The 23207-nt window shown below is 60.1% G+C and carries 20 protein-coding genes, 1 tRNA gene, 1 pseudogene and 1 CRISPR repeat array; of the genes and pseudogenes, 12 read left to right on the plus strand and 10 right to left on the minus strand.

Annotated elements, in window-relative coordinates; translation table 11 throughout:
• Window positions 1–86 precede the first annotated feature (86 nt).
• Window positions 87–2918: a CRISPR direct-repeat array (repeat unit 29 nt; unit sequence GTTGTCCCCACACACGTGGGGGTGAACCG).
• A 106-nt stretch (window positions 2919–3024) separates the two neighbouring features.
• The 5 genes and pseudogenes from NW842_RS09815 to NW842_RS09835 all read left to right on the plus strand — a co-directional run bounded on the left by NW842_RS09815 (window position 3025) and on the right by NW842_RS09835 (window position 6864).
• A complete protein-coding gene (locus tag NW842_RS09815; RefSeq protein WP_414375522.1) occupies window positions 3025–4200 on the plus strand; it encodes a transaldolase in 1176 nt (391 codons plus the stop codon).
• A gap of 52 nt (window positions 4201–4252) precedes the next feature.
• Window positions 4253–5734: pseudogene (locus NW842_RS09820) on the plus strand (cobaltochelatase subunit CobN); the annotation flags it as partial.
• Window positions 5735–5784: 50 nt separating this feature from the next.
• Window positions 5785–6096, plus strand: a complete 312-nt coding sequence (locus tag NW842_RS09825) for a DUF2605 domain-containing protein (RefSeq protein WP_414358208.1) — start codon at window positions 5785–5787, stop codon at window positions 6094–6096.
• Window positions 6096–6359, plus strand: coding sequence for a DUF2973 domain-containing protein (locus NW842_RS09830; RefSeq protein WP_414358210.1), 264 nt, complete (start codon window positions 6096–6098; stop codon window positions 6357–6359). The genes NW842_RS09825 and NW842_RS09830 overlap by 1 nt, the downstream gene beginning before the upstream one ends.
• A gap of 55 nt (window positions 6360–6414) precedes the next feature.
• Window positions 6415–6864 (plus strand): GerW family sporulation protein, encoded by a 450-nt coding sequence (locus NW842_RS09835; protein ID WP_414358213.1) that lies wholly within the window; start codon window positions 6415–6417, stop codon window positions 6862–6864.
• Here NW842_RS09835 and NW842_RS09840 read toward each other — a convergent pair.
• The 3 genes from NW842_RS09840 to NW842_RS09850 all read right to left on the minus strand — a co-directional run bounded on the left by NW842_RS09840 (window position 6861) and on the right by NW842_RS09850 (window position 12868).
• Window positions 6861–10160 (minus strand): AAA family ATPase, encoded by a 3300-nt coding sequence (locus NW842_RS09840; protein ID WP_414375524.1) that lies wholly within the window; start codon window positions 10158–10160, stop codon window positions 6861–6863. The two genes, NW842_RS09835 and NW842_RS09840, sit on opposite strands and share 4 nt — an antisense overlap.
• Before the next feature lie 164 nt (window positions 10161–10324).
• Window positions 10325–12580 (minus strand): single-stranded-DNA-specific exonuclease RecJ, encoded by a 2256-nt coding sequence (recJ, locus tag NW842_RS09845; RefSeq protein ID WP_414375525.1) that lies wholly within the window; start codon window positions 12578–12580, stop codon window positions 10325–10327.
• A 120-nt stretch (window positions 12581–12700) separates the two neighbouring features.
• A complete protein-coding gene (locus tag NW842_RS09850; RefSeq protein ID WP_414412547.1) occupies window positions 12701–12868 on the minus strand; it encodes a conjugal transfer protein TrbI in 168 nt (55 codons plus the stop codon).
• Between the two features lie 350 nt (window positions 12869–13218).
• Between NW842_RS09850 and NW842_RS09855 the strand changes: the two genes are divergently transcribed.
• From NW842_RS09855 to NW842_RS09870, 4 genes are all read left to right on the plus strand, one after another.
• Entirely contained in the window at window positions 13219–14148 is a 930-nt protein-coding gene (locus NW842_RS09855; RefSeq protein WP_414375311.1) for a metallophosphoesterase family protein, read from the plus strand.
• A 76-nt stretch (window positions 14149–14224) separates the two neighbouring features.
• Complete coding sequence (locus tag NW842_RS09860; protein WP_414375312.1) at window positions 14225–14971, plus strand: phosphoadenylyl-sulfate reductase; 747 nt, start codon at window positions 14225–14227, stop codon at window positions 14969–14971.
• A 3-nt stretch (window positions 14972–14974) separates the two neighbouring features.
• A complete protein-coding gene (locus NW842_RS09865; protein ID WP_414344235.1) occupies window positions 14975–15289 on the plus strand; it encodes an antibiotic biosynthesis monooxygenase family protein in 315 nt (104 codons plus the stop codon).
• A gap of 115 nt (window positions 15290–15404) precedes the next feature.
• Window positions 15405–15476: transfer RNA gene (locus NW842_RS09870), tRNA-Val, on the plus strand.
• Window positions 15477–15586: 110 nt separating this feature from the next.
• On the opposite strand, the gene NW842_RS09875 is transcribed toward NW842_RS09870, so the two are convergent.
• A complete protein-coding gene (locus NW842_RS09875) occupies window positions 15587–16528 on the minus strand; it encodes a phosphoribulokinase (RefSeq protein ID WP_414330145.1) in 942 nt (313 codons plus the stop codon).
• Between the two features lie 285 nt (window positions 16529–16813).
• On the opposite strand from NW842_RS09875, the gene NW842_RS09880 reads away from it, so the two are divergent.
• Both NW842_RS09880 and NW842_RS09885 read left to right on the plus strand, forming a co-directional pair.
• Window positions 16814–17581, plus strand: a complete 768-nt coding sequence (locus NW842_RS09880) for a PspA/IM30 family protein (protein WP_414358372.1) — start codon at window positions 16814–16816, stop codon at window positions 17579–17581.
• Between the two features lie 249 nt (window positions 17582–17830).
• Window positions 17831–18295 carry a pentapeptide repeat-containing protein gene (locus tag NW842_RS09885; protein WP_011432098.1) on the plus strand — a complete coding sequence of 155 codons (465 nt, stop codon included), beginning with the start codon at window positions 17831–17833 and terminating at the stop codon, window positions 18293–18295.
• A gap of 12 nt (window positions 18296–18307) precedes the next feature.
• On the opposite strand, the gene cysQ is transcribed toward NW842_RS09885, so the two are convergent.
• The 5 genes from cysQ to rpsP all read right to left on the minus strand — a co-directional run bounded on the left by cysQ (window position 18308) and on the right by rpsP (window position 21851).
• The gene (gene cysQ, locus NW842_RS09890) at window positions 18308–19111 is read right to left on the minus strand and encodes a 3'(2'),5'-bisphosphate nucleotidase CysQ (protein ID WP_414417945.1); all 804 of its coding nucleotides are present in this window, start codon (window positions 19109–19111) and stop codon (window positions 18308–18310) included.
• A 15-nt stretch (window positions 19112–19126) separates the two neighbouring features.
• Window positions 19127–19888: an imidazole glycerol phosphate synthase subunit HisF gene (gene hisF, locus NW842_RS09895; RefSeq protein ID WP_414330140.1), complete on the minus strand. Its 762-nt coding sequence runs from the start codon at window positions 19886–19888 to the stop codon at window positions 19127–19129.
• A 61-nt stretch (window positions 19889–19949) separates the two neighbouring features.
• Window positions 19950–21053 carry an ArsA family ATPase gene (locus NW842_RS09900; RefSeq protein ID WP_414350343.1) on the minus strand — a complete coding sequence of 368 codons (1104 nt, stop codon included), beginning with the start codon at window positions 21051–21053 and terminating at the stop codon, window positions 19950–19952.
• On the minus strand, window positions 21050–21310 hold the full coding sequence (locus NW842_RS09905) for a KH domain-containing protein (RefSeq protein ID WP_414375315.1): 261 nt from the start codon (window positions 21308–21310) through the stop codon (window positions 21050–21052). Before NW842_RS09905 ends, NW842_RS09900 begins: the two co-directional genes overlap by 4 nt.
• 64 nt (window positions 21311–21374) lie before the next feature.
• On the minus strand, window positions 21375–21851 hold the full coding sequence (gene rpsP / locus NW842_RS09910; RefSeq protein ID WP_414375316.1) for a 30S ribosomal protein S16: 477 nt from the start codon (window positions 21849–21851) through the stop codon (window positions 21375–21377).
• 262 nt (window positions 21852–22113) lie between these two features.
• On the opposite strand from rpsP, the gene NW842_RS09915 reads away from it, so the two are divergent.
• Window positions 22114–22560: a TerB family tellurite resistance protein gene (locus NW842_RS09915; RefSeq protein ID WP_414375318.1), complete on the plus strand. Its 447-nt coding sequence runs from the start codon at window positions 22114–22116 to the stop codon at window positions 22558–22560.
• Between the two features lie 233 nt (window positions 22561–22793).
• Here the strand turns inward: NW842_RS09915 and NW842_RS09920 are convergent, their stop codons facing one another.
• Window positions 22794–23189, minus strand: coding sequence for a metal-sensing transcriptional repressor (locus NW842_RS09920; protein ID WP_414375320.1), 396 nt, complete (start codon window positions 23187–23189; stop codon window positions 22794–22796).
• Between the last annotated feature and the right edge of the window lie 18 nt (window positions 23190–23207).

The following is a 23207-nucleotide window of genomic DNA, read 5'->3' on the forward strand; positions in this document are numbered from 1 at the left end:
GGCCAGGAACTTCTTGAGTTTTCTCTATCTCGTCAGTGCTCTCTTTTGGCTCAAATGAAAGATCAACACAACCTAGGGGAGTCCAGGTTGTCCCCACACACGTGGGGGTGAACCGCAGTTGCGACCGCTGGCCGGACGGCGTTCCTTGTTGTCCCCACACACGTGGGGGTGAACCGTCTCCGGGTATTGCTATGGGGGGTGTAGTAATCGTTGTCCCCACACACGTGGGGGTGAACCGTATGAACAAGGCGACAACAGACACCAAAGAGCTCGTTGTCCCCACACACGTGGGGGTGAACCGAAGGATGCTCTGCTGATGCCTAGGGCCTCTATTGTTGTCCCCACACACGTGGGGGTGAACCGTATAACCCAAAAGTATTTCAGGCTTGGCTGGCCGTTGTCCCCACACACGTGGGGGTGAACCGCATTCTTGCGGGTAGGGAAACACGAAAACTGCAGTTGTCCCCACACACGTGGGGGTGAACCGTATTTTCTTTCCCCCATAGCCTACCTACTCCACGTTGTCCCCACACACGTGGGGGTGAACCGCACATCTTGGTCAAAGGGATTCTCTTTCAGCTGCGTTGTCCCCACACACGTGGGGGTGAACCGAGAATTGGAAGAATTGGGTTATGTCGGTTATATGTTGTCCCCACACACGTGGGGGTGAACCGGATCTGGGAATCGTCTCTATATCCCCATCCGACCGTTGTCCCCACACACGTGGGGGTGAACCAGTTGGCCCTGAGAATAATTGCGTTAGGCGCTAACGTTGTCCCCACACACGTGGGGGTGAACCGTCCAGTCTCAGCCGGAAACCTACAAAACCTCGCCGTTGTCCCCACACACGTGGGGGTGAACCGCGCAAGACTGTTGTCTATGCGCAAGACTTTGCGTTGTCCCCACACACGTGGGGGTGAACCGTGTCGGTTACACCACCAGTCCGCCGGCTGTTAGGTTGTCCCCACACACGTGGGGGTGAACCGGGCCAGTGCTTCGAGTGTATTCGTAACCTGAGACGTTGTCCCCACACACGTGGGGGTGAACCGGACGCACCAAATCCTGCGGTTGCCTGAGAGACGAGTTGTCCCCACACACGTGGGGGTGAACCGCAGGCCAACATCCTGCGGGCAGACGTGACGGCGCGTTGTCCCCACACACGTGGGGGTGAACCGATCTCCAGGGAGAGTACTACACCCGTTACCAACGTTGTCCCCACACACGTGGGGGTGAACCGACTGTTGGGTCAGCGGTAATCGCCAGGGATCCGTTGTCCCCACACACGTGGGGGTGAACCGAACGGCGTGGGGATGACTGGGATCCCCAGCTGAGTTGTCCCCACACACGTGGGGGTGAACCGGGTAGAAAGTTTCCTTAGAGTCTCAGCCTATATCGTTGTCCCCACACACGTGGGGGTGAACCGAGCAGCCTTCTCGGCCCTTCCAACGGCCCCTGCGTTGTCCCCACACACGTGGGGGTGAACCGTCTCACAGTATCGGAGGAGCAATGGGATAGCTAGTTGTCCCCACACACGTGGGGGTGAACCGTCGAAGGCAGAGCAGCGTCCGGGCGGGGTGAACGTTGTCCCCACACACGTGGGGGTGAACCGTCTAGCATGGCCCGTCTTGGGTGGCGGCTGGCAGTTGTCCCCACACACGTGGGGGTGAACCGCATGGCAGTCTTCTCTGGGGTTAGAGGGATCCCGTTGTCCCCACACACGTGGGGGTGAACCGGCACTGGGAGTGCAAGTGAGGATAGTGCCTCTGCGTTGTCCCCACACACGTGGGGGTGAACCGCCTGTGGGGTTACCGCCGACGGCCAGTGGGGGCGTTGTCCCCACACACGTGGGGGTGAACCGTTCTCTACTCTTACTTGGACAACCTCCCAGTCTAGTTGTCCCCACACACGTGGGGGTGAACCGACATGTTCGCTTTGGGCTTCGCCGAAGCAAGTCGTTGTCCCCACACACGTGGGGGTGAACCGGGCATGCGGCGCTACGCGCCGTGCTGCGCACCGTTGTCCCCACACACGTGGGGGTGAACCGGGCGATGGTGCGTCGGCAAGACCGGCAGGGGCACGTTGTCCCCACACACGTGGGGGTGAACCGATTTACGTTTGCTCTGGTGAAGGAGCATTTGAGTTGTCCCCACACACGTGGGGGTGAACCGCTCTGGGCGTAGCGGATCGTCCCCCAGGTTCCACGTTGTCCCCACACACGTGGGGGTGAACCGATTGAGCACGTCCTCGTGGCAGACTGTGAGCAAGTTGTCCCCACACACGTGGGGGTGAACCGAGGGATCTCCAGATCCCGACGTTGGAGGAGGGACGTTGTCCCCACACACGTGGGGGTGAACCGGAGAAAGAGGCCCAGCTGCAGGCCGAGGTCGAGCGTTGTCCCCACACACGTGGGGGTGAACCGGCCGGGGATCTGCTCCAGGTCGGTGACAACCCAGTTGTCCCCACACACGTGGGGGTGAACCGCACCTTCACAGGGCTAGTCAGGTCGGTGCTGATCGTTGTCCCCACACACGTGGGGGTGAACCGGTAGGTGGTGCGTCGGCAAGACCGGCAGGGGCAGTTGTCCCCACACACGTGGGGGTGAACCGTTTGCTGCAGATACAGGTGACCAGGCTGCAGTAGTTGTCCCCACACACGTGGGGGTGAACCGTCCGTCGGCACTGTTCCCCCGGCCACCTTAACGAGTTGTCCCCACACACGTGGGGGTGAACCGCTGATTGCAGCAGTGCCCAACGACATGACTTTCGTTGTCCCCACACACGTGGGGGTGAACCGTACGACGGGCGCACCATCATGAGCACATGGAAGTGTTGTCCCCACACACGTGGGGGTGAGCGGATCTCTCGCCCGCCGCGGGCCAGCTCCACCAGCGTTGTCCCCACACACGTGGGGGTGAGCGGCAGAGAATTAAGACAATCTCATGTCTACCGGGATCCCTGAATGGGATGGGTAACACTGAAACTAGGTCGCAGAAGCGGCGCGTAGCGCAATCTCAAGGAGCCGAACATGAGCAAGAGCTTGCTGGAGCAATTGCGACAGATGACTGTCGTGGTCGCCGATACGGGTGATATCAACGCCATCGAGAGCTTTAAGCCTCAAGATGCCACCACCAACCCCTCATTGATCACGGCTGCAGCCCAAATGCCTCAGTATCAGGGCATTGTCGATGAGACCTTGCTCAAAGCTCGCCAAGAGGTGGGATCCAAAGCTGAGCCGAAAGCCGTGGTGGCCCATGCCATCGATCAATTGGCGGTAGCCTTCGGCGTGCGCATTTTGTCCATCATCCCTGGGCGTGTCTCGACCGAGGTGGATGCCCGCCTCTCCTACGACACGGAAGCTACGGTCGCCAAGGCCCGCCATCTGATCGAGCTGTACAAGGCAGCAGGAGCGGATCCCAGCCGGGTGCTGATTAAAATTGCCTCGACTTGGGAAGGGATCCGAGCTGCCGAGATCCTGGAAAAAGAAGGGATCCATTGCAACCTCACCCTGTTGTTTGGCCTACACCAGGCCATCGCCTGCGCCGAAGCGGGGGTGAAGCTGATCTCGCCCTTTGTGGGCCGCATCTTGGATTGGTATAAGAAACACACGGGCCGGGAGAGCTATCCCCCTGCCGAAGATCCGGGGGTGCAATCGGTAACCCAGATTTACAACTATCTGCGCAAATACGACTATCCGACCGAGGTGATGGGGGCCAGCTTCCGCAACATCGGGGAGATCATCGAGTTGGCCGGCTGTGATCTCCTGACCATCTCGCCCGCCTTGCTGGCGGAGCTGCAGAACACCGAGGGTTACCTGGAGCGCAAACTGGATCCGGAAAAAGCCAAGAAAATGGACATCCCGCGCCTGGTGATGGATCGAGCTACCTTCGACCAGATGCACCGGGAAAACCGCATGGCCTCAGAAAAGCTGGAAGAAGGGATCCAGGGCTTCTCCAAGGCGCTGGAGGTGTTGGAAAACCTGCTCACCGAGCGGCTACACAAGCTGGAGGGCAACAAAGTGGTGATTACCCATGCGGCCCAAGACGTGTTTCGCGTCTACGACCTGGATGGGGATGGCTACATTACCCGCGAGGAATGGATGGGGGCGGATCGCGTCTTCGATGCCCTCGACACCAACCAAGATGGCAAGATCACCCCGGAAGAAATGTTGGTAGGGCTGGGGGCAGCGGTTTACCTGAGGTAGGATGCTTCCCCACTCCCAAAATCCGACCCAAGGCCCCAAGGGGGAGCGCTTTCGCCACATCGGAGATGGGGTTGCCGCCCTGGAGGCACAAGCCCGCCTGTGGATTGCCCAGCGTTTGCAGGGGATCCCTTACAATCCGCCACCGGGGCCGACAGCCAGGCAGGTGCTGCATTGGATCGAGACGGATCTGCTCCCTCGCCTGCAGCAAACTCCCCAGGAGCTGGATCACCTGCTCCAGGGGCTAAACGGCGGCTACGTGCCCAGCGGCGCTTCCGGCGCCCCCACCCGAGGCCGGGTGGATGTGTTGCCCACGGGGCGCAACTTTTACTCGGTGGATATCCGCGCCATTCCCACCCCAACGGCCTGGCAAATTGGCGCGCGAGCGGCAGAGCGGGTGGTGGAGCGCTACGTGCAAGAGCAAGGGGAGTACCCCCGTCGTCTGGGGCTATCCGTCTGGGGAACTTCCACCCTGCGCACCGGCGGCGACGATTGGGCCGAAGCCCTGGCCCTGCTGGGGGTGAAACCCCGCTGGGATGGGGGACGGGTGGTGGATATCGAGATCCTGCCCGTGGCCGTTTTGGGGCGTCCTCGGGTGGATGTGACCTTGCGCATTTCCGGCTTCTTCCGCGATGCCTTTCCCAACTTGATTGCCCTGTTTGACCGAGCTGTGCAGGCCGTGGCCGATCTGGAGGAGCCGGAAGCCGATAACCCCTTGCGAGCTCAGGTGTTGGCCGATACTGACTACTGGCAACAGCAGGGGATCCCACCGCAAGCAGCAGCGGAGCGGGCGCGGCTGCGCATCTTCGGCTCCAAGCCGGGGGCCTATGGGGCCGGCCTACAGGGGCTGATCGAGGCGCAAAACTGGGAAACAGAAGCGGATCTGGCCCGCGCTTACCTCAACTGGAGCAGCTACGCCTACCGGGCTGAGGCTGAAGGACAACCCGCCCCCGAAGCCCTGCGGCGGCAATTGGCCCACCTGCAAATTGTGCTCCACAACCAAGACAACCGCGAGCACGACCTGCTGGACTCCGATGACTACTACCAGTTTCAAGGGGGGATGGTGGCGGCAGTGCGGGCACTCCAGGGCCGCAACCCCCAGATCTACTTTGGGGATCACGCCCGCCCCCACAACCCTAAAATCCACACCTTGGCAGAAGAAATCGACCGGGTCTATCGCTCCCGCGTGATCAACCCCAAGTGGATTGCCGGTGTTATGCGCCACGGCTACAAAGGCGCTTTCGAGATGGCCGCCACCCTGGACTATCTCTTCGCCTACGATGTCACTACCCACGCTGTGCCGGATTTCATGTACGCAGGGCTGGCCCGCGCCTACCTATTGGATCCCCAAGTCCAGGAGTTCCTGCGATCCCACAACCCTTGGGCGCTGCGGGACATGAGCGAGCGACTGCTGGAAGCCCACCAGCGGGGCTACTGGCAAGAGCAGGCCCCAGAGCTGCTGCCCCAGATCGAAGCCTTGATGCTGGAGATGGAAGCCTACCTGGAATCCTGCCCCCCTGTGGCGAAAGAAGGTTAAGTTCTGCTAAGCTTTTCTCATCCAAACCAGTTGTGGAGGGATCCCAGGCCATGAGCAAAGCCGAGCTGTTGCGGGAGATTCTGGGGCCGCTGCTGGAAGACTACCGCTACTGGTTTGAGCGTTCTCGCCGCTTTTTGCAGGAAGAGACCCTGGAATTGATCAGCCCAGAGGAGCAACAGTCCTTGCTGGAACAGGTTCTGGCCGCTCAAGCGGAGCTACAGGTGGCCGAAGCGCTTTATCAGGCGTCCGATCAAGAGGTTGGCATCGACCCTGGGCTGATGGCAAAATGGCATCGCCTGCTGATGAAATGTGCCGAATTGGGCCGTCGATTTCGCCAGATTCACCCCTCCTCTGACCTGTGATGCTGCAGATTCTCTACCTCATCGCTTTTGTGGCCATTGCCTTTTTGGCCCTGCGCAACTTGGTTGCCAATGTCATCACGTTGGGCGTGGAAGAGCGCAAGACCTCTCCCCGTCGCGCCCGCCAGCGGATCCCTCACCCAGAGCTGCTGGATGAAGATGGCAACCTCACCGAAGAGCCTCTGCTGGTGATTCGCTCGGCCAGCTTGGAAGAAGCCCGCAGCCGTTTGGAAGATCTCTATTCCGGCTCGCCGGACGAAGACTAGGGGAGTTTCTTGGGCTTCCTCTCTTGGAGGGGCTGCAGTAGCCTGGAAAGGTGCCGTGCGCCATCTGCCCAAGCGTCTGGTGGGCAAGTCAACCGAGATGGGATCCGACTTCAACGTGGAAGCCGTACTGGAAGCGGTGCTCAGCAAGCTGAAGGTTTTGGCGGAAACGGGACAAACCTTTGGCCAGCCGATCACCATTGGCGAGACGATCATCGTCCCCTACATGTCCCTACATTTCGGCTTGGGTGGGGGAGGGGGCAACTTCGGCAAAACTGCTTCTGGCTTTCGCGGCAACGGCGGGGATCCGGCCAGCCTGTTCGGGGGAGCAGGGGGCGGGGTGCGCATCGAGCCGGTTGGCTTTCTGGTGATTCGGGGGGAGCGGGTGGAGCTGCTGACCACCGCCCAGAAGCCCGACCAGTGGAACCAACTCAGCGAGGCCTTGGTACCCCTGTTGCAGCAGTGGCTGCAGACTCGTGCCGGGATCCCATCCGACCGGCCCGGCTAGCCGCGAATGTGAAGGCGGGATCCCTGGGGAGAGGGCTGTACCTCGATGCGGTGGGGGAAAGCATCCTGCAGGCTGGGGATGTGGGTGATCACCAAAATGCAGGCAAAGTCGGGGGCGATGGCGTTGATGGCGGCCAGCAGTTGGGCGCGTCCGGTGGCATCCTGGGATCCAAACCCCTCGTCGATGAGCAGCGTTTGCAGATCGGATCCCGAGCGCTGGGTGAGCAGGCGGGACAGGGCCAGGCGAATGGCGAAGTTGATGCGGAAGGCTTCTCCGCCGGAGTAGGTCTCGTAGGGGCGGGTGCCGTGGGGATCGGCGATGAGAATGTCGAGGGTGTCGCAAGAGCTCCGTCCGGCTACCGAGAACAGCTTGGCCGGTGAGCAATAGCGTCGCCCGGAGCGCTGGGTTACAAATTGCAGGTGCAGGCGGTGTTGGGTCAGGCGGGCCAAGATCTGGTTGGCCTGGGCTTCCAGCTCCGGCAGGACATTTTCGACGATCAGGGCGGGGATGCCGTTGCGACCATAGGCATTGGCCAGCTCTTGGTACACCTGCTGCTGGCGGCGGGCCTGCTGCAGTTGTTGTTCCAGCTCGGCTTGCTCCGCCTGCTGTTGAACCGCCTGTTGTAGCCGTTGCTGGGCAGCCCCTATCTGAGACAGCACCTCATCCAGTTGCCGGCGGCGCTCCTGCAGGGTTTGGCGGATCTCTTGTAGGCGGGCTGAGGAAACGCTGGGTTGCTCGGCCAGTTGTCGGTGAAGCTGTTCCAGCTCTTGGGTGGCTTGGGCAAAGTGCTGGCGGCTTTCCTGCAGGCGTTGGGATAGGGCTTGGGTGCGGGCTGCCACCTCCGGCAGTTCCTGGCGGGCCACCTGGAGGGCTTGCAGGCGCGCGGGCCAGAGCTGCGCTTGGGCCAGTTCGGCTTTCACCTGCTGGTGCAGGGATCCATCGTAGCCCAGGTGGTTTAACGCCTGTTCCACCTGAGCCAACCGCTCCGCCAGGGGAGAATCCGATCGCGCTAGCGGGACGGAGTCCTTGGATCCCACCTGTTGCAGGGTTTCCAGTTGTGCCTGTAGGGAGGCGATTTGCTCCCATAGGTGAGAGCGGCGCTCCTGGGCCTTGCGGAGTTCCTGAGAGCGGCCCAGTGCCCAGCGCCAGCGCTCCAGTTCTCCCCGTTGTAGGGCGTGCTCGCGCTCGTCATAGCCCAGTTGTTGCAGGGCCTGCTGGATCTGCTGGAGCTGTTGCCGAGCTTCTTGAGCGTAAGCTTCCCGGTCAAGGATTTCCCTCAACTCTGCCGCTTCTGCTTGCCAGAGCTGGATTTGCCGGCGGCGTTCCTGCTCGGCTTCCCACTGCTGTTGCAATCGCCCTTGCAGATGCAGGCGCTCATCCCAGGTGGCCAGTTCTTGGCTGAGACGGCGGTATTCTGCTTGCAAGAGTTCAATCTCCCGGTCGGCCACCGCCAGTTGTTCGCGGATAACAAACAGTTCGCCGGCAATTTCCTCTTGACGCTCGCGGTGTTTTTTCAGCACCACATCCCGCAGGCGCGGGCTGAGGGGACGGGCGCAGAGGGGGCAAGTCCAGTTGCGACGGCGTTGCGGAGCCATAAAGCCGGATCCCTGCGGCTCTGCTGTCGGCGTTGCAGGGGGTGGCTCGGCAGGCTGGCCGACAGAAGATAGGGCCGGGGATCCCTCCTCTTGTTCTGCTGCCTCCTCGACAAGGGCTGTCACTCTTGCCAAAGTGGGGGTGACCTGATCTCGTTCGCTGCGCGGAGCACTTTGAGCGGAAAACACCTCTTGACCTTCCTCCCAGGTGGTCACCAACAGGCGGCAGCGTTCTTCTTCCTGTTGCCACTGTTGCTGGAGAACCCGCTGGCGTTCCTGGAGCTTTTGCACGAACAGCCGCCGTTCTTGGACTTTTTCCAACACCCGCTGCTGGTAGAGACGCCGTCGCTCCAGCTCTGCCAAGGCGGCCTCTCCTTCGGCGATTTTCTGCTCCAGTTGCTGCTGCTGTTGGGCTAGAGTTTCCTGGCTTTGTAGTTGCTGGCTGAGAAGCTGAACGCGGGCTTGCAGGCGTTCCCGCTCGCGGCGGATTTGCTCTTGCCAATGCTGTTGCTGCTGGAGAAGGACGGCGGCTTGAGCTTGGGCTTGGTTCAGGGCCTGGAGACGCTCTTGAGCTTGCTGGTAGTGGCGCAGGCCGATTTCGATGCGCTCCTGTTCTGCCAGCAATTGGGCATCGGCTTGGGCCTGGGCTTGGCAGGTGGCCAACTCCTGTTGCAGCCGTTGCATCTTGCGCAGTTGCTGCTGTTGCTGCTCTGCTTGCTGGGCTTGCAGCTTTTGGCGTTCTTGGAGCAGATGCTGCTGTTGCTCGAAGAGGTGGTGGAGATGGCGATCTTGGGCCATCAGGGCTTGGTAGCGTTCGTAACCCGCCAGGATGTCTTCACTCTGGGCGATCAGCTCTTCCAACTGGAGCAGGTGCTGTCGCTGGGCACGCCACTGTTGCTCGGTGTGCTGTAGGTTGGTGCCGAGCTTTTGCAAGTGTTGGGTAAGGTGTTGGTGGCGCTCCTGCAGGATGCAGCGATGTTCGTAGAGGCGCTCTAGGGCTTGCAATTCCTGCTGTTGCTGGGCTAGGAGCTGCTGCAGATGAGTTTGTCGTTGTTGGAGTCGCTCCAGCTCGGCTTGGATTTGGCCAACGTGGGCCTGTTGTTGGTTGAGCTGCTGCAGGCGCTCTTGGAGCAGATCGGCTTTGAGTTTGGCACTGCGCGCCTGTTCCCGGCAGCGGTCGGCCAGCAAATCGTACTGCCCCAACTTGAGCATGTCGGCCAAGATCTGCTTGCGCTCGCCGGGACGCTTCAGAGTGAAGGCATCTGCTTGTCCTTGTCGCAGATAGGCGGAGTGAATAAAGGTCTCGTAGTCGAGGCTGAGCTGACTTTGAATGGCCTGTTGGGTGGCGCGCATGCCGCGGCGGGTCAAGCTACGCCAGCGAGGTTGGCCGTCGGTTTCTCCGGTTTGAATTTGCCACTCCAGGGATCCCTCGCCCGATAGATGACGGCTGCGCAGGATGCGGTAGGTTTGTCCTCGGGAGCGGTAGATCACCTCTACCCAGGCTTCGCTGGCCCCCTTGCGGATGAGATCGCTGTCATTGCTAGCCCGGCTTTGCCCCCAAAGGCCCCAGGTGAGGGCGTCGAGCAGGGCGGACTTGCCTGCCCCATTGGGGCCACAGATACAGGCGGTGTGGATCCCGCGCAGATCCAAAACGGCGTGAGCGTAACAGAGAAAATTGTGCAAGGTTAGGCGAACCGGGATCACGGAAAACTCTGAGGGGCTCTGGTTGCCAGAAAAAATGGGGTTGAATTATTTAATCCAGAGTATCGCGATAGCGGTGCGGAGCATCTTGAAGTTCTTGGCAGGATCCCAAGTCTTACCTACTTTTTGGGGTCGCGTTGGTGGCGCAGAGCGCTTGGGAGATGCCCCTACTTTTGGGAATAAGCTGCTGGCCTGGGATCCGATTGCATTAGCCGCTGACACAGTTGGGCAATCTGGGTGGGGCTAGCCTCATCCAGCCAGCGGTGAAAGGCTTGGGATTCCTGAAGGCGGCCCATCAGCAGCGTGGGGATCTGCTCCGGACTGTCCAGTTCCGCCAGCCACTGCCGGGGAAAGCCGGTTGCCGCAGCCAGCTCGTCGGGATCCCGTTGGCCTGCCTGCCACTGTTGCATCAGCCAGTTGACTCGGGCGGGGATCTGCTCCCAGGGGGAGGCAGAAGCGGCCAGGATCAGGGTTCGGGGCTGTACCTGTTGCAGCAGTTGTGCCAAGTCCGCCGGTAGCCAGGGCCAGCGGGCCAGTACCAGCTCTTTCCCTTTGGGTGGTGGAACAAAGTTCTCGGCCTCCTGCCCGTCGTAACAGATGGCCCCCTGCTGCGAATCCGGCAGGGGTTTCTGCCGAAAATCTTGGATCTGTAGGCGAGGGGCGGAAATGGTGGGTGCCTGCCACTCTCCCGCAGGGCGCACCGCCAGCACTTTGCCCTGCCAAGGCTGTCTGCCCCGGTCATCCGCCTCCAACTGTAGGGCGATGTCCAAAGCCTGGCATTTTTGCCAGCGCTCCAGCTCTTCTCCGGCTTGCCAAAACCACAGGGTACGGGATCCCAGCTCAAACTTCAGGTGGCGACCATTCTGAGAAATCCCCAACTTAACGCTGCCGCAGCGAACATTCATCAGGGCTACGACGGGGTTGGGGTTGCCGTGCCCAAAGGGCTGCAGAAGCTGCACCTGCCGATACACCTCATCCAGCTCTGCCACCCCGTCCCGGCCCTGAGAGGCCAGAAGCTCCCAATCGATGACGATCTCCACTGCTAAGGTGCGAGCCTGGTGATCTGGGCTGACCCGCGCGGCCAGCTCCCGCCGCAAAGCCAGTTGTACGGCGGCCAGGCAAGAGAGAGCCACTTGGATCCCGGCTGCCATAGGGTGTCCACCTCCCCCCAGCAACAGGGGGCGCACAGCCTCGATGGCCTCCACCAGGTTCACCCCCGGCAGGGAACGGCCCGACCCATAGCCCCGTCCCGCCGCTTCGTCTTTGGCGATCAACACCGTTGGGCAGTGGTACTGCTCCACCAAGCGCGCCGCCGCGATCCCCAGAACCCCTGGGTTCCAGCCGGCTTCGGCCAAAACAATGGCTCCTTCTCGGGCCAGATCCATGCTCTCCACCTGTTGGCTGGCCTCTTGGATCACCTGCTGGGTGAGGTGCTTACGCTCCTCATTGAGGGCAACAAAGTGCTGCACTAAGGCCTGGGCACGCTCTGGATCAGGGGTGGTCAGCAGCTCCACCGCCAGGCTGGCATCTTCCAGACGGCCAATTGCATTCAGCTTGGGAGCAAGGCGAAAGCCAACATCTTGGGCTGTTGGCAGCACGGATCCCTTGGGTTGGGCCTGATCCAACAAGGCCCGCAGCCCCAGCCGCTGGGTATTGGCCAGCACCGGCAGGCCCCGCTGCACCAAGTAGCGGCACTCCCGCTGCAACACCGCCACATCGGCCACAATTCCCACCGCCACCAAATCCAGGTGCTGCTCGACACCAGGGATCCCTAGGGCTTGGTAGAGCGCCTCCGCCAACTTGTAGGCCACTCCCACCCCCGGCAAGAAGCGCAGCGGATGTTCAGCCGGCAATCGCAAGGGGTTGACCACCGCATAGGCAGCGGGCAAGGGATCTGGCAGCATGTGGTGATCCGTCACGATCACATCCACCCCTTGGGCTTGGGCCATGGCAATTTCGGCGGTATTGCCCATGCCGCAATCCACCGTCAGGATCACTTGACAGCCCTGGGCCAGCACCTGCTGCAGCCGTTGAGGGTTGAGGCCGTGCCCTTCGGTACTGCGCAGCGGTATGGTGAACTGGACTCGGAAGCCCAAGGGTTGTAACGCCGAGAGCAGAAGACTGGTGCTGGTGACACCATCGCAGTCAAAGTCCCCCCAAATGCACAGGGTCTCTCCCCTTTCCCGCGCCTGTAGCAGCCGTGCCACCGCCCGCTCCAGATCCGGCAGGGATCCCGACGGTGTGGGGGAATAGTGTTCGGGATCCGCGAAGGCCCGCGCTTGCTCCCAAGTGTGCAGACCCCGCAGGGCCATCACCTTGGCCGCATACTTGCCGTATTCCCGGCTCAGTTGCGGATTGAACTGGGGGGGAGTGGGCAGCAGCTCCCAGCGGTGCGGAGTATCTTCGCGCCAGCCGTAATCCATGCAAGCTAGGCCGACCCCTTGGCCGACAAGAGTAGAACTTCTCAGGAGCCTATCAAAAACGGCCCAGGGGGGAAATGGATCCCAGAGGAAAGGGCTGGGGATGATGGGCTACCTTGAACCCTACTGGCAGCAGTGAGAAGCCACACAGCAGGCGGAAGGGTGCTCGTGATTGTGGGTGGCACAGGCTTCGCTGCAGTAGAGTTGGCCTTCGTAGCGATAGCCTTGGCTGCTCTCGAAGCTGCAGTTGCAGTGTTCACAGGCGCAACGGACAAGGGTGCTGGTGGACATGATTTTTTTCTCCTTCTTTCCTAGGGATCCTCTTGTCGAAGATCCGCGTCTCTACACCCTAGCGGTTGCTCAGCAACGATGCTGAAACAAGAATCAGACTCATTTGCGTCTGTAGCCATTCCAAATCACGGCAACACTCCCCTCTCCCTTTGGAACAGAGGCTGGGGGTGAGAGCCCGGGAAACCCTCTCAGATGGATTTGACCGGTCTGCGCGCCCCTTTCATAGCCCTACCTGTCCTCAGTTCCCAATAGGTGCTCGCCAGATCCGGCTGAGGTTAAGAGAATCCCATAGCCCCCCAGCCCATCATTGACTATGATGCGGGCGTGAGGTGTGAATAAGTACCTAAACGATGGCAACCCAACGCATTTGCTTTGCTCAAGTCTCAGATGTCCACCTGATGCCCGAGACAGGGTGCCGCTGTTGGTGGATGTCGGATTCCCCTCGCCGCCAGTTGGAAGCAGCCGTTGCCCATCTCAACCAGGTGCCGGATCTGCACTTCGTGGTGTTTACCGGAGATTTGGTGGATCAAGCGGATCCGGAGAGCTTTCAATCTTTCCAGGAGATTGTTGCCCAACTGCGGGTGCCCTATTACCTCAGCCTGGGCAACCACGATATCGACACCCTAGGGAGAAAGGGACGCTTTAACCGGGATCAGTTTATCCGTTGGTGCCAAAGCCAATTTCCCCTGTCCCCGGCTCCCACCGGTTACGTCGATTACAGCCTTTCCCCTCTGCCCGGGATCCGCTTGATTGCCCTCGACGCCAGCTTAGGACGCTTCCCTTTACCTCAGGGCGTGCTCCGCCCCTCCCAACTGCACTGGCTGGACGAACATCTGCAAACGGTGCCGGAAGAATGGCTGATCCTACTGATCCATCAGCCGCCCTTCATTGCTCCCACCCAAATGGACGCGGTTTTGTTTCGCAAGTACCGGCTCCTCAGCGAACCAGCCTCGGCGCTACACGCTCTCTTGGCCCGTCACGGACGGGTGGTGGCGGTGCTGAGTGGCCACCTGCATGTGCCGAAGGTGTATGTCCGCGATGGGATCCCCTACCTGACAGCACCTCCTCTAGTGGGGCCGGTTTCGGCTCTGCGGGTGTTTGAGCTGGACGTGAACCCACGACGAGGGGTGTTGCGCTACCACTGGGTTAAGTTGCCGGAGTTGGATCCCAGCCCCCTCTGGCACGGCTTGGTGATGGGGATCCGACGGGATCGCTGGGGACAAATCCCTCTCCGGGCCAAGGGATCCCGCTCTCTCCCTCTGCCCGCTGCCGCCTGGTAATCAAAACCCCTAAAGCTTGACCGAATTAGTGTAGATTAAAAAAAGCAAAAATCGTCGAGTTCGGTGTCTTCCCCCTATGACAGCAAGCCTTTCTCCTTCTAGCCGCTGGGAGCTGGCGGCTCAAGCGCTGCGGGAGCAGTATCAACCTCAAGTGGCGTCCCTGAGCGAACGGTTTGAGCCTTTGTCGGCAAGCGACCTGCTCACCTGGGCGGTTGAAGAATTTGGAGATGGGCTGGTGCTGGCCTGTAGCTTTGGCCCGGAAGACCTAGTGCTGATCGATCTGCTCACGGCGATTAACCCCCGTGTTCGCGCTTTTTTTCTGGACACCGATTTTCACTTCCCGGAAACCCTACAACTGCGGGAGCAGGTGTTGGCGCGCTACCCCCACTTGCAACTGCAGATCTTCAAGCCCTTGCTTACCCCGGAAGAGCAGGCAGCTCAATACGGGCCAGAACTGTATCGCTCTGACCCCGACCTCTGCTGCAACATCCGCAAGGTGGAGCCCTTGAATCGTGCTCTGGCCGGTTGCACCACTTGGATTACAGGGATGCGTCGGGAACAATCCCCCACCCGCGCCGATATCGGCAAGGTGCAGTGGGACGGCAAGCGCAACCGCCTCAAACTCAACCCGCTGGCTGACTGGACAAATGGCCAAGTTTGGAAATACATCCTTGACCACGGGATCCCTTACAACCCCCTGCACGATCGCCACTACCCCAGTATCGGCTGCCTCCACTGCACTGCGCCTGTTGAGCCAGGGGCGGATCCCCGCTCTGGACGCTGGAAGGGCACAAGCAAGACCGAATGCGGCCTGCATACCTAACCCATGACTGCTTCCTCCATCCTTGAGGTGGCTCAGTTTGAAATTACCCCCGGCTCTGAAGCCGCCTTTGAAGCCGCCATCGCTCAAGCTTTCATCTATTTGCAGCAGACCGACGGCTACCAAGGGCACCAACTGCAGCGCTGTCTGGAGCACCCTCAGCAATACCTACTGCTCGTTCAGTGGGGATCCCTAGAGGCCCATCTGGTCAACTTTCGCCAATCGGAAAACTTTGTCCGCTGGCGTGCCCTCATCGGGCCCTACTTTGCTCGCCCACCCCAGGTGTTGCACTACCAGTTGCTGACCGGATCCCCTTTTTGATTTGAAATAGGGCACCTGTCCACTCTCCACCTAGGTTGACCCCAATGGGACAGGTTAAGATGTGATATTATTTGTTTCCGGCCTTCAGGCAGATGCACAGCGGCATCGCTCGTAGGGGCTGTTAACTCAGTGGTAGAGTACCACCTTGACACGGTGGGAGCCGCTGGTTCAATTCCAGCACAGCCCATGTCTTTGGCAGAAGCTCACAAGACTCTGCTCTGGGAGCGGGTTACCGTGCTGGGCCGAGCCTTACCCTGCAGGTCTTGCGAAACTGGGGATCCCTCGCCGCCACGGATTCTACTGGTAGATGTTGGCCGCTTTTAACATGTGGTAGGTGATCAGCAATTGAGTCAAAGCCAGGGGATAGCTCTGGAGCAGCTCGCCGGTGGTGCCGATCAATTGGCCGATATTGGGGTTTCCCTCTAAGCTACAGAACTTGCCCAGGTAAGGGATTTCGTTGCAGAGCATCCGCTCCAATTCGATCACTTGGCTGGCCGTAGCATGGGCATCAATCTGCAAAACATCGACGGGCTTGCCCATATCCCGATCCAAATCCAAACGAATGGCAGAGCTAAGGTGATTGTCGCGGGCATTGAGGATTTGCCAAAAATCTGGGTGAGGAATGGTGGGGCGCAGCACCAAGCGTGCATTCAGCAATACCTCGTCTTGGTCGGATCCCTCTTGGGGCGGGTAAAAGGTGACCACTACATCGGCCCATTGGCGCTGTGGACGAATAAAAGCCTCTGAGTCGGGTTCGCGCTTTTTGAGCTCTTCTCGCACTTGCTCTTCGGTATATCCGCGCTTGCGGGTGTCCCGCTTAATCTTCCAAAGGGCTCGTAAATGTTCTGGGGGAGCCAAATAAACCTTGACATCGTAGCTATCCCGCATACCACGGGTAAAGTAGCCCAGCAGCCCTTCGACAATCACGTATTTGTTGGGCTTGACATACTCTGGCGGGTCAAAGGTGCCGGTGCTGTGGTTGTAGACGGGCTTTAGGATCGGCTGGCCGGTGCGCAAGAGCGTCAGGTGCTGCTGAACGATATCCAGGTAGTTGCAGTCGGGATGGAGGGCTGTAATCCCCAGTTCAGCGCGTTGTTTGCGGTCGTAGCGGTGGTAGTCGTCGGTGCAGATGACAGTGACGTTTTCTTCCCCCAAGACTTGGGCAATGCCACGGGTGAGGGTGGTTTTTCCAGCAGCACTATCACCAACAATACCCAGAATAATCGGGCGCTGAGCCACGGATCCCTCTCCTGAATCGTGAACCTGGGGCGGAGAACTCCCAACAACACCGGCCAAACTCAACTTCGTTTCGACCTGCGGATGGCCCCGATCAGAGAACAGGGATTGTCGGTCAGCAAACGAAGTTAAGCAAGCATTATCGGCTCTGGAGGGTATTGGGGCAAGAGAACGTTACAGCTTTTTTCAGCGGAGCCCTATGGATCCCTATACTGGAGTAGAAGCACTGGAAGGCATCAAAGCAGCAAGGGTAGCATTAGGTCAGACCGCTAGAGGGGGAAGCAACCGATGGGATTGTTCGATCGGGTCAGCCGAATCATTAGATCCAATATCAATGCGCTGGTCAGCAGCGCCGAGGATCCGGAGAAAATCCTGAACCAGACCATTCAGGACATGTCTGAGGATCACTACCAGATGCGGCAAGCGGTTGCCCAGGCCATTGCTGCCCAGAAGCGGATAGAGCGGCAGTATGAGCAAGCACAGCAGAGTGTTGATGAGTGGCAAAGACGCGCCGAGTTGGCCCTGCGCAACAACAACGAAGCTTTGGCTCGGGAAGCGCTGGTGCGCAAGAAAACCTTTGCCGAGACTGCCCAAAGCCTGAAGCGGCAGTTGGATGAGCAGACTAAGCAGGTGGAGATCCTGAAGTCCAACATGACCAAGCTGGAGAGCAAGATCGCTGAGGCCAAGACCAAAAAGGACATGCTCATCGCTCGCGCCCGCGCCGCCAAGGCTTCCCAGCAAATCAATCAGGTTATCGGGCGGGTGGACGCCACAAGCGCCTTTGCTGCTTTTGAGCGTATGGAGGAGAAGGTGAACTCCCTGGAGGCCCAGTCGGCGGCAGTAGCCGAGCTGGCGGTGGACAATTTGGAAAACCAGTTTGCCGCTTTGGAGGCGGGTGGCTCGGATGTGGATCATGAGCTGCTGATGCTCAAGGCGTCGATTCAGGGTCAGTTGCCCTCTGGGGAGGCGAAGTCCTCAGGCCGACCTTCCACCGCAGGTGAGAGCGAGGTCGATCTGGAGTTGGAAAATTTGCGCAAGGAGATTGACCAGCTCTAACAGGCGGAATGTCGCTCTCCTCCGACTCTCAAGGCTTGCCGGGCTGAGTTTGGGCCGGGGGGTGGTAAGCTAACCAACAAGAACTCTGACAGCCCTTCTGCCGACCAGCAGGGCAAAGTCTGTCAGTAAAGCGTTCCACCTCGAGTGGCAGGGATCCCCAGAGGGTAATCAACCTGCGAAAGGGTCACAGCCTGCTTCCGGCAGGGCTGAGGTTAGTTTGCCTACGGTTTTGTGAGAGAACAAACAGCGATGACAACAGCAAGTATCAAGCCTCTCTTGGATGCCAAGCAACTGTTGCAGGCTTATGCGTCTGGCCAACGGGATTTTTCGGGCTCCAACCTGAGTGGAGCGCAGTTGAGTGGCGCGAATTTGAAGGGCATTATCCTACGGGATGCCGACTTGAGTGGGGCAGATTTGCGCGAGGCGGATTTGTCGGGAGCAGATCTCTCGGGAGCCGACCTGCGCGGAGCCAAGCTGCGACGGGTGAACCTGATTGGGGCTAAGTTGGTGAAGGCAGATTTGCGGGGGGCCAACCTCTACCGGGCCAAATTGCTCAGGGCCGACCTCAGCGAAGCCGAGCTGAACCGAGCCGATCTGCGGATTGGGGCCGATCTGCGCGGAGCCATCATCACCAACACCCATTTCCGCGGTGCCCTTTACGACGAGTACACCAAGTTCCCGGATGGCTTTAACCCCACAGAGATGGGCATGTAGCCGGGGCTTCGCTCAGGGGATCAGGTTCTGCCACAGTTGGGCCATGCCTTCAGCAGCCGCCACAAAGGATGGATTGTGCAGGTCGGGCTTGTTGTAGCGCAAGGGATCCCCTGCCAGATCGGTAACCCTTCCCCCCGCTTGCTCCACCAGGCACTGGGCAGCGGCAGTATCCCACTCCATGGTGGGGCCGAAGCGAGGGTAGAGATGGGCAGATCCTTCGGCCACAAGGCAAAGCTTGAGGGCGCTGCCCACAGACTTCACTTCCAGAGAGCCACAGCGCTGCCGCAGCCGCTCGAGGAACTGCTCCGTCTCCGGGTTGCTGTGGGAACGGCTGGCCACCACCTGCCAAGGGGCCTGGGCGGGCGGGCGGGCCCAGATGCGCTCATCGCCTTTGTAGGCCCCCAGCTTTTGGGCAGCTTTGTAGGTGAGGCCGAGAGCTGGGGCGTGGACGACCCCCAGGATGGGGATCCCCGCCTCGACAAGGGCAATGTTGACGGTGAACTGGCCGCTGCCTTCGATAAACTCGCGCGTGCCATCCAAGGGATCCACCAGCCAGAAGTGCCGCCACACCTGCCGCTGGGCGTAGGGGATATCGCTGGATTCTTCCGAGAGGAGGGGGATCCCTGGGGTCAACTCTTGCAGGCCCTGCAGGATCAGGTGGTGGGCAGCCAGATCCGCCTCAGTTAGGGGGGAGGCATCTGCTTTGAGTTGGATCGGCAGCGATTTTTGCCGATAGAAGGGCAAGATGGCCTGCCCTGCTGCTTCTGCCAGGCGGCACACCTCAGGCAGGAGAGCGGCCAGATCTTGAGCCTGCACGGATCCCTCCCCAAGCTAGAAACGCACCGGAATGGCATGGGCGGCCAAGTCGGCTTTGATCTGCGCAATCGTCAGCCGGCCATAGTGGAGCAGCGAGGCCAATAGAGCCGCTTCCGCCCCTCCCTCCTGCAGAGCCTGGCGGATATGAGCACACTCCCCTGCTCCTCCTGAGGCAATCACCGGCACCGACACCGCCTCGGCCACCCGCCGGGTTAGCTCCAGGTCATAGCCTGCTTGAGTGCCGTCGGCGTCCATGCTGGTGAGCAAAATCTCCCCTGCCCCCCGTTCGGCCACGGTTTTGGCCCACTCCACCGCGTCTAGCCCCGTCGGCTGCCTCCCCCCGCGCACGTACACTTCCCATCCCCCTCCCTGCGGTTTGGCGCGAGCGTCGATGGCCACCACAATGCACTGGGATCCAAACCAGCGGCTGGCTTGAGTCACCAAATCCGGATCCCTGACCGCCGCCGAATTGAGGCTGACCTTGTCCGCCCCGGCCCGCAGCAGTTGTCGGATCCCCTCCAGATCGCGGATCCCCCCTCCCACCGTGAGGGGAATGAACACCTGCTCTGCGGTGCGCCGCACCACCTCCAGCAAGATCTCCCGCTCTTCGTGGGTGGCGGTGATGTCCAAAAAGACCAGCTCATCGGCTCCTGCCTGATCGTAAGCCTGGGCCAGCTCTACCGGATCCCCGGCATCCCGCAATTGCACAAACTGGATCCCTTTCACCACGCGCCCCGCCGCCACATCCAGACAGGGAATGATCCGTTTGGCCAACATCGCTCTCTCCCGAGGACTCCATCCCGTTGACGCGAACAGAGGGGAACACCTGGGGATGGTCTTAGCCGAAGCTGATGACCAGGAAGGGTTCTTGAAACTTGGCCCCGGTCACCTGCCGACCCGCCAAGCTGGGGGGCAAGAACAAGTTGCGCCGCTGATCCCCGGCGGTGATGGTCAGCTCCGGGCCCGACTGGCTCAGCTCGATTTGCGCCTTGCTGAAGCCGGGAATAAACAGCTTGACTGTACGGGATCCCTCGTCGATGGCCACGGGCGGCGGCACATCCGGCACGGCGAACATCCCTCCTACTGCCGCTTCCAAAGCCGACCAATCAGATCCCTGACGCAGGGGGAGTGTCCGTACTGTCAGCGGGAAAAAATCGGCAGCCGAGACCTCCCCCGGAGCCAGAGGGGTGACCCAGAGGCCACCCACCGTCAGCCCTACCATCTGAGCGCTCCCCCAAAGGTAACGGGCGGTTTGCACGGCCATCGGGTCTGGGGTGGTCACCAGGTGGGCCAGCACACGGCGCGGATCGGCAATGGCCTGTCGTCCCTGCTCCAAGAGGTTAGTCATGCCCCCCAACCGCTCCGGCAGATCCTCCAGAGAGGAAAACTCCACAGTGCTCACCGAACGCAGCAACGGCTCGGCAAAGGGTCGCAGGGTTTTGGCCAAGTCGGATCCCAAAAAAGCCTTGGAAGCCCGCCGCCAGTACCAACTGGCCACCTCCGGGATCCCAAAAGCTCGCAAGGTGGTCAGATCCCCCGGCCCGTCGTAGAGAATGCAGTCGTATTGGCCGCTGGCATCGTAACGGCGCAGAGCTTCCAGGGCCAGGGCCTGATCCATACCCGGCAACACCCCCAATTCCTGGCCGTAGATCTCCCGGAAAAAGGGAGTGCGCACGTATCGGGCTTCCAGCTCTTTGGCTGCCGTCCAGTTTTGCTCCAAAAGTTGGGTTGTCCGCAACTGCACCACGCTCAAGTTGGCAGCAATGGTCACCGGCTCGCCGGAAAGCGGGATCCCGCCCAAGAGCATTTCCAACCCCGGCCCCGCCTGATGGCCCACCAACAGCACCCGCCGCCCCTGCTGGGCTGCGGCCCGAGCTGCCGCCACGGCCAAGGTGCTCCGACCTGTGCCCCCCTTGCCCAGAAAGGTGAGAATTTGGCTCATTCCCGCTCTCCCGCTTCTCCGTAGATGTCGATGTACAGAGATTGACCTGCCAACTGAGCTGCGGCCATCATCACCTGTCGAATCGCTTGCAGGGTGCGCCCGCCCCGCCCGAATACCCGCCCCCGATCCTTCGGGTCAAAGGCCAGCCGCAGCCATACCTTTCGCCCGCCACAGGTGGTTTCCACATCCGTTTGAAGAGAGGCGCTGCTGAGCAACGGTTCGATCAAAAGATGGGCGAGAGCCTTGTAGTCTGGCATAGAGAGCTAGACGACAGGAGGGAACAACTGGCCAAGCCAAGCTTAGCCGAAAGCGCAGCCGACCCTAGGTCTCAACCGCTTCCTCAACCTGAGGCTTTTCAACTTCAGCTTCCGGAGGGCTTAATTCTGCTGCTGTCTCGGTGGCAGCTTCGCTCAATTCCGATTCGGGAACATCGGCGACTTCAGCTTCGGCCACGGACTCTGTTGCAGCAGTCTCTTCTGCCGCCTCAGGGATCCCAGCTTCAGGCTTGGCGATGGCCGGGATGCGAATCGAGGCAACCACTCCGCCTTCCCCTGCTTTCAACATCTCGTAGATGCCGGCCTTTTTGAGGAGACTGTCCACCGTCTCTGTGGGCTGAGCGCCACAACGCAACCACTTCAGCAAGCCTGCCGTTTGCAAAACCGTCTCCTTGGTGCGCGGGTTATAGTAACCCAGTTCCTCTAGCGGACGGGCTTCACGGCGGCTTTTACTTTCAATGGCGATGATGCGATAGCTGGGTTGCCGCTTTTTTCCGTAGCGCTTGAGCCGCAATTTGACCATGGGGTATCCACTCCTTGGGGGACGCTCCGCAAGCTGTAAAGATCCAAAAAATCCAAAAAAGAGTTCGCCTAGACCCGCCAAGCCTGCTGAAGCTCCAGAGCCTCGCTCCGAGCCTTTGGCGTTTGGCCGGTAGACACAGGCCTTTTATTTTAAGCGATTTTCTGCTTGACTGGAACTTGACTGGAAAATGTCCGACCCCGGTTTGGAAGACAACCTTCATGGCAGAGTTGAAGAGAAAACCCTACACTCAGCAGCAACTCCCATGATCAACTACGCCGATTTGACAGACGAGCAGCGCCAGCTCTACCTCAAGGCCCTGATCGCGGTGGCCCGAGTGGATGGCCAGTTGGACGAAGAAGAAACCTCTTTTTTTATGCAAATCGCAGAAGGGGTAGGCATCGAAGCGCCACTGGCCCAGACCTATCTGGCGGATGAAACAGGTGCGCCTTTGGATATCAGTGGGATCCCGCCCATGCGCAACGCGGCGGGGGCCTTGATCCTGCGGGATCTGGCGGCGATGGCGGTGGTGAATAGCCAGCTGGTGGAAAAAGAAGAGGAGCTAATTTTCGAGATCGGCAAAGCCATGCAGTTCAGCGCTGAGGAGATCAACGAGTTTATCGACTGGGCCTTCATGGGACTGCAGTGGCAACTGAAAAGCGCATCCCTGCTGGAGCGCTATGCCCAGCCCTCCCCCCAACCTTCTGAATGACATTGGGGTAGCGGGTAGCATAACGACAACCCGCCTTGGCCACTGCATCAACACTCCGGCTTGGTGTTTCCTTGAACCAAGCTAGGGGGGGTTTCTAGATTGAGTCAGATCATATGGTCGTTTCAGGTTAGGGTGATACACCTGGGCTACTGAGAAAGCCTTCTAGACTGGTGCATCCAATGTTTTAGGTGTGAGTGCAGTGTCCTAGTTTAAATCAAAATGACCATCAAAACCTAGCCGATAAAACGATCCAGAGCCCGCTGCAACTCCTCCAGCTCCACTTCGATATTGCCGGTCTCGATGGCATGGCGGATGCAGTGGCGAATGTGATCGTCCAAAATCAGCCGCGCCACCCGATCCAGCGCTCCCTTGACGGCGGCAATTTGCAGCAGCACATCTGGACAGGGCTGATCCTGCTCGATCATGGAGCGGATCCCACGCAGATGCCCTTCGATGCGAGCCAAGCGGTTGATCAACTTGCGCCGAGACTGGGGATCATGATGGTGAGGCTGGGCCCGCCCAGACAGCGGCGGCTTTTCCAGCGCCAGCTCCCACTCCTCCTCCCAATCGGGTTCTGAAGGGAGCGGTGGAACGGAATGAGATCGAAGTGGGGGGACGGGATCCGACATAAAAAGGGCAAAGGGCTG

The organism is Synechococcus sp. R55.4 (assembly GCF_047461935.1).
Classification (GTDB): Bacteria; Cyanobacteriota; Cyanobacteriia; order Thermostichales; family Thermostichaceae; genus Thermostichus.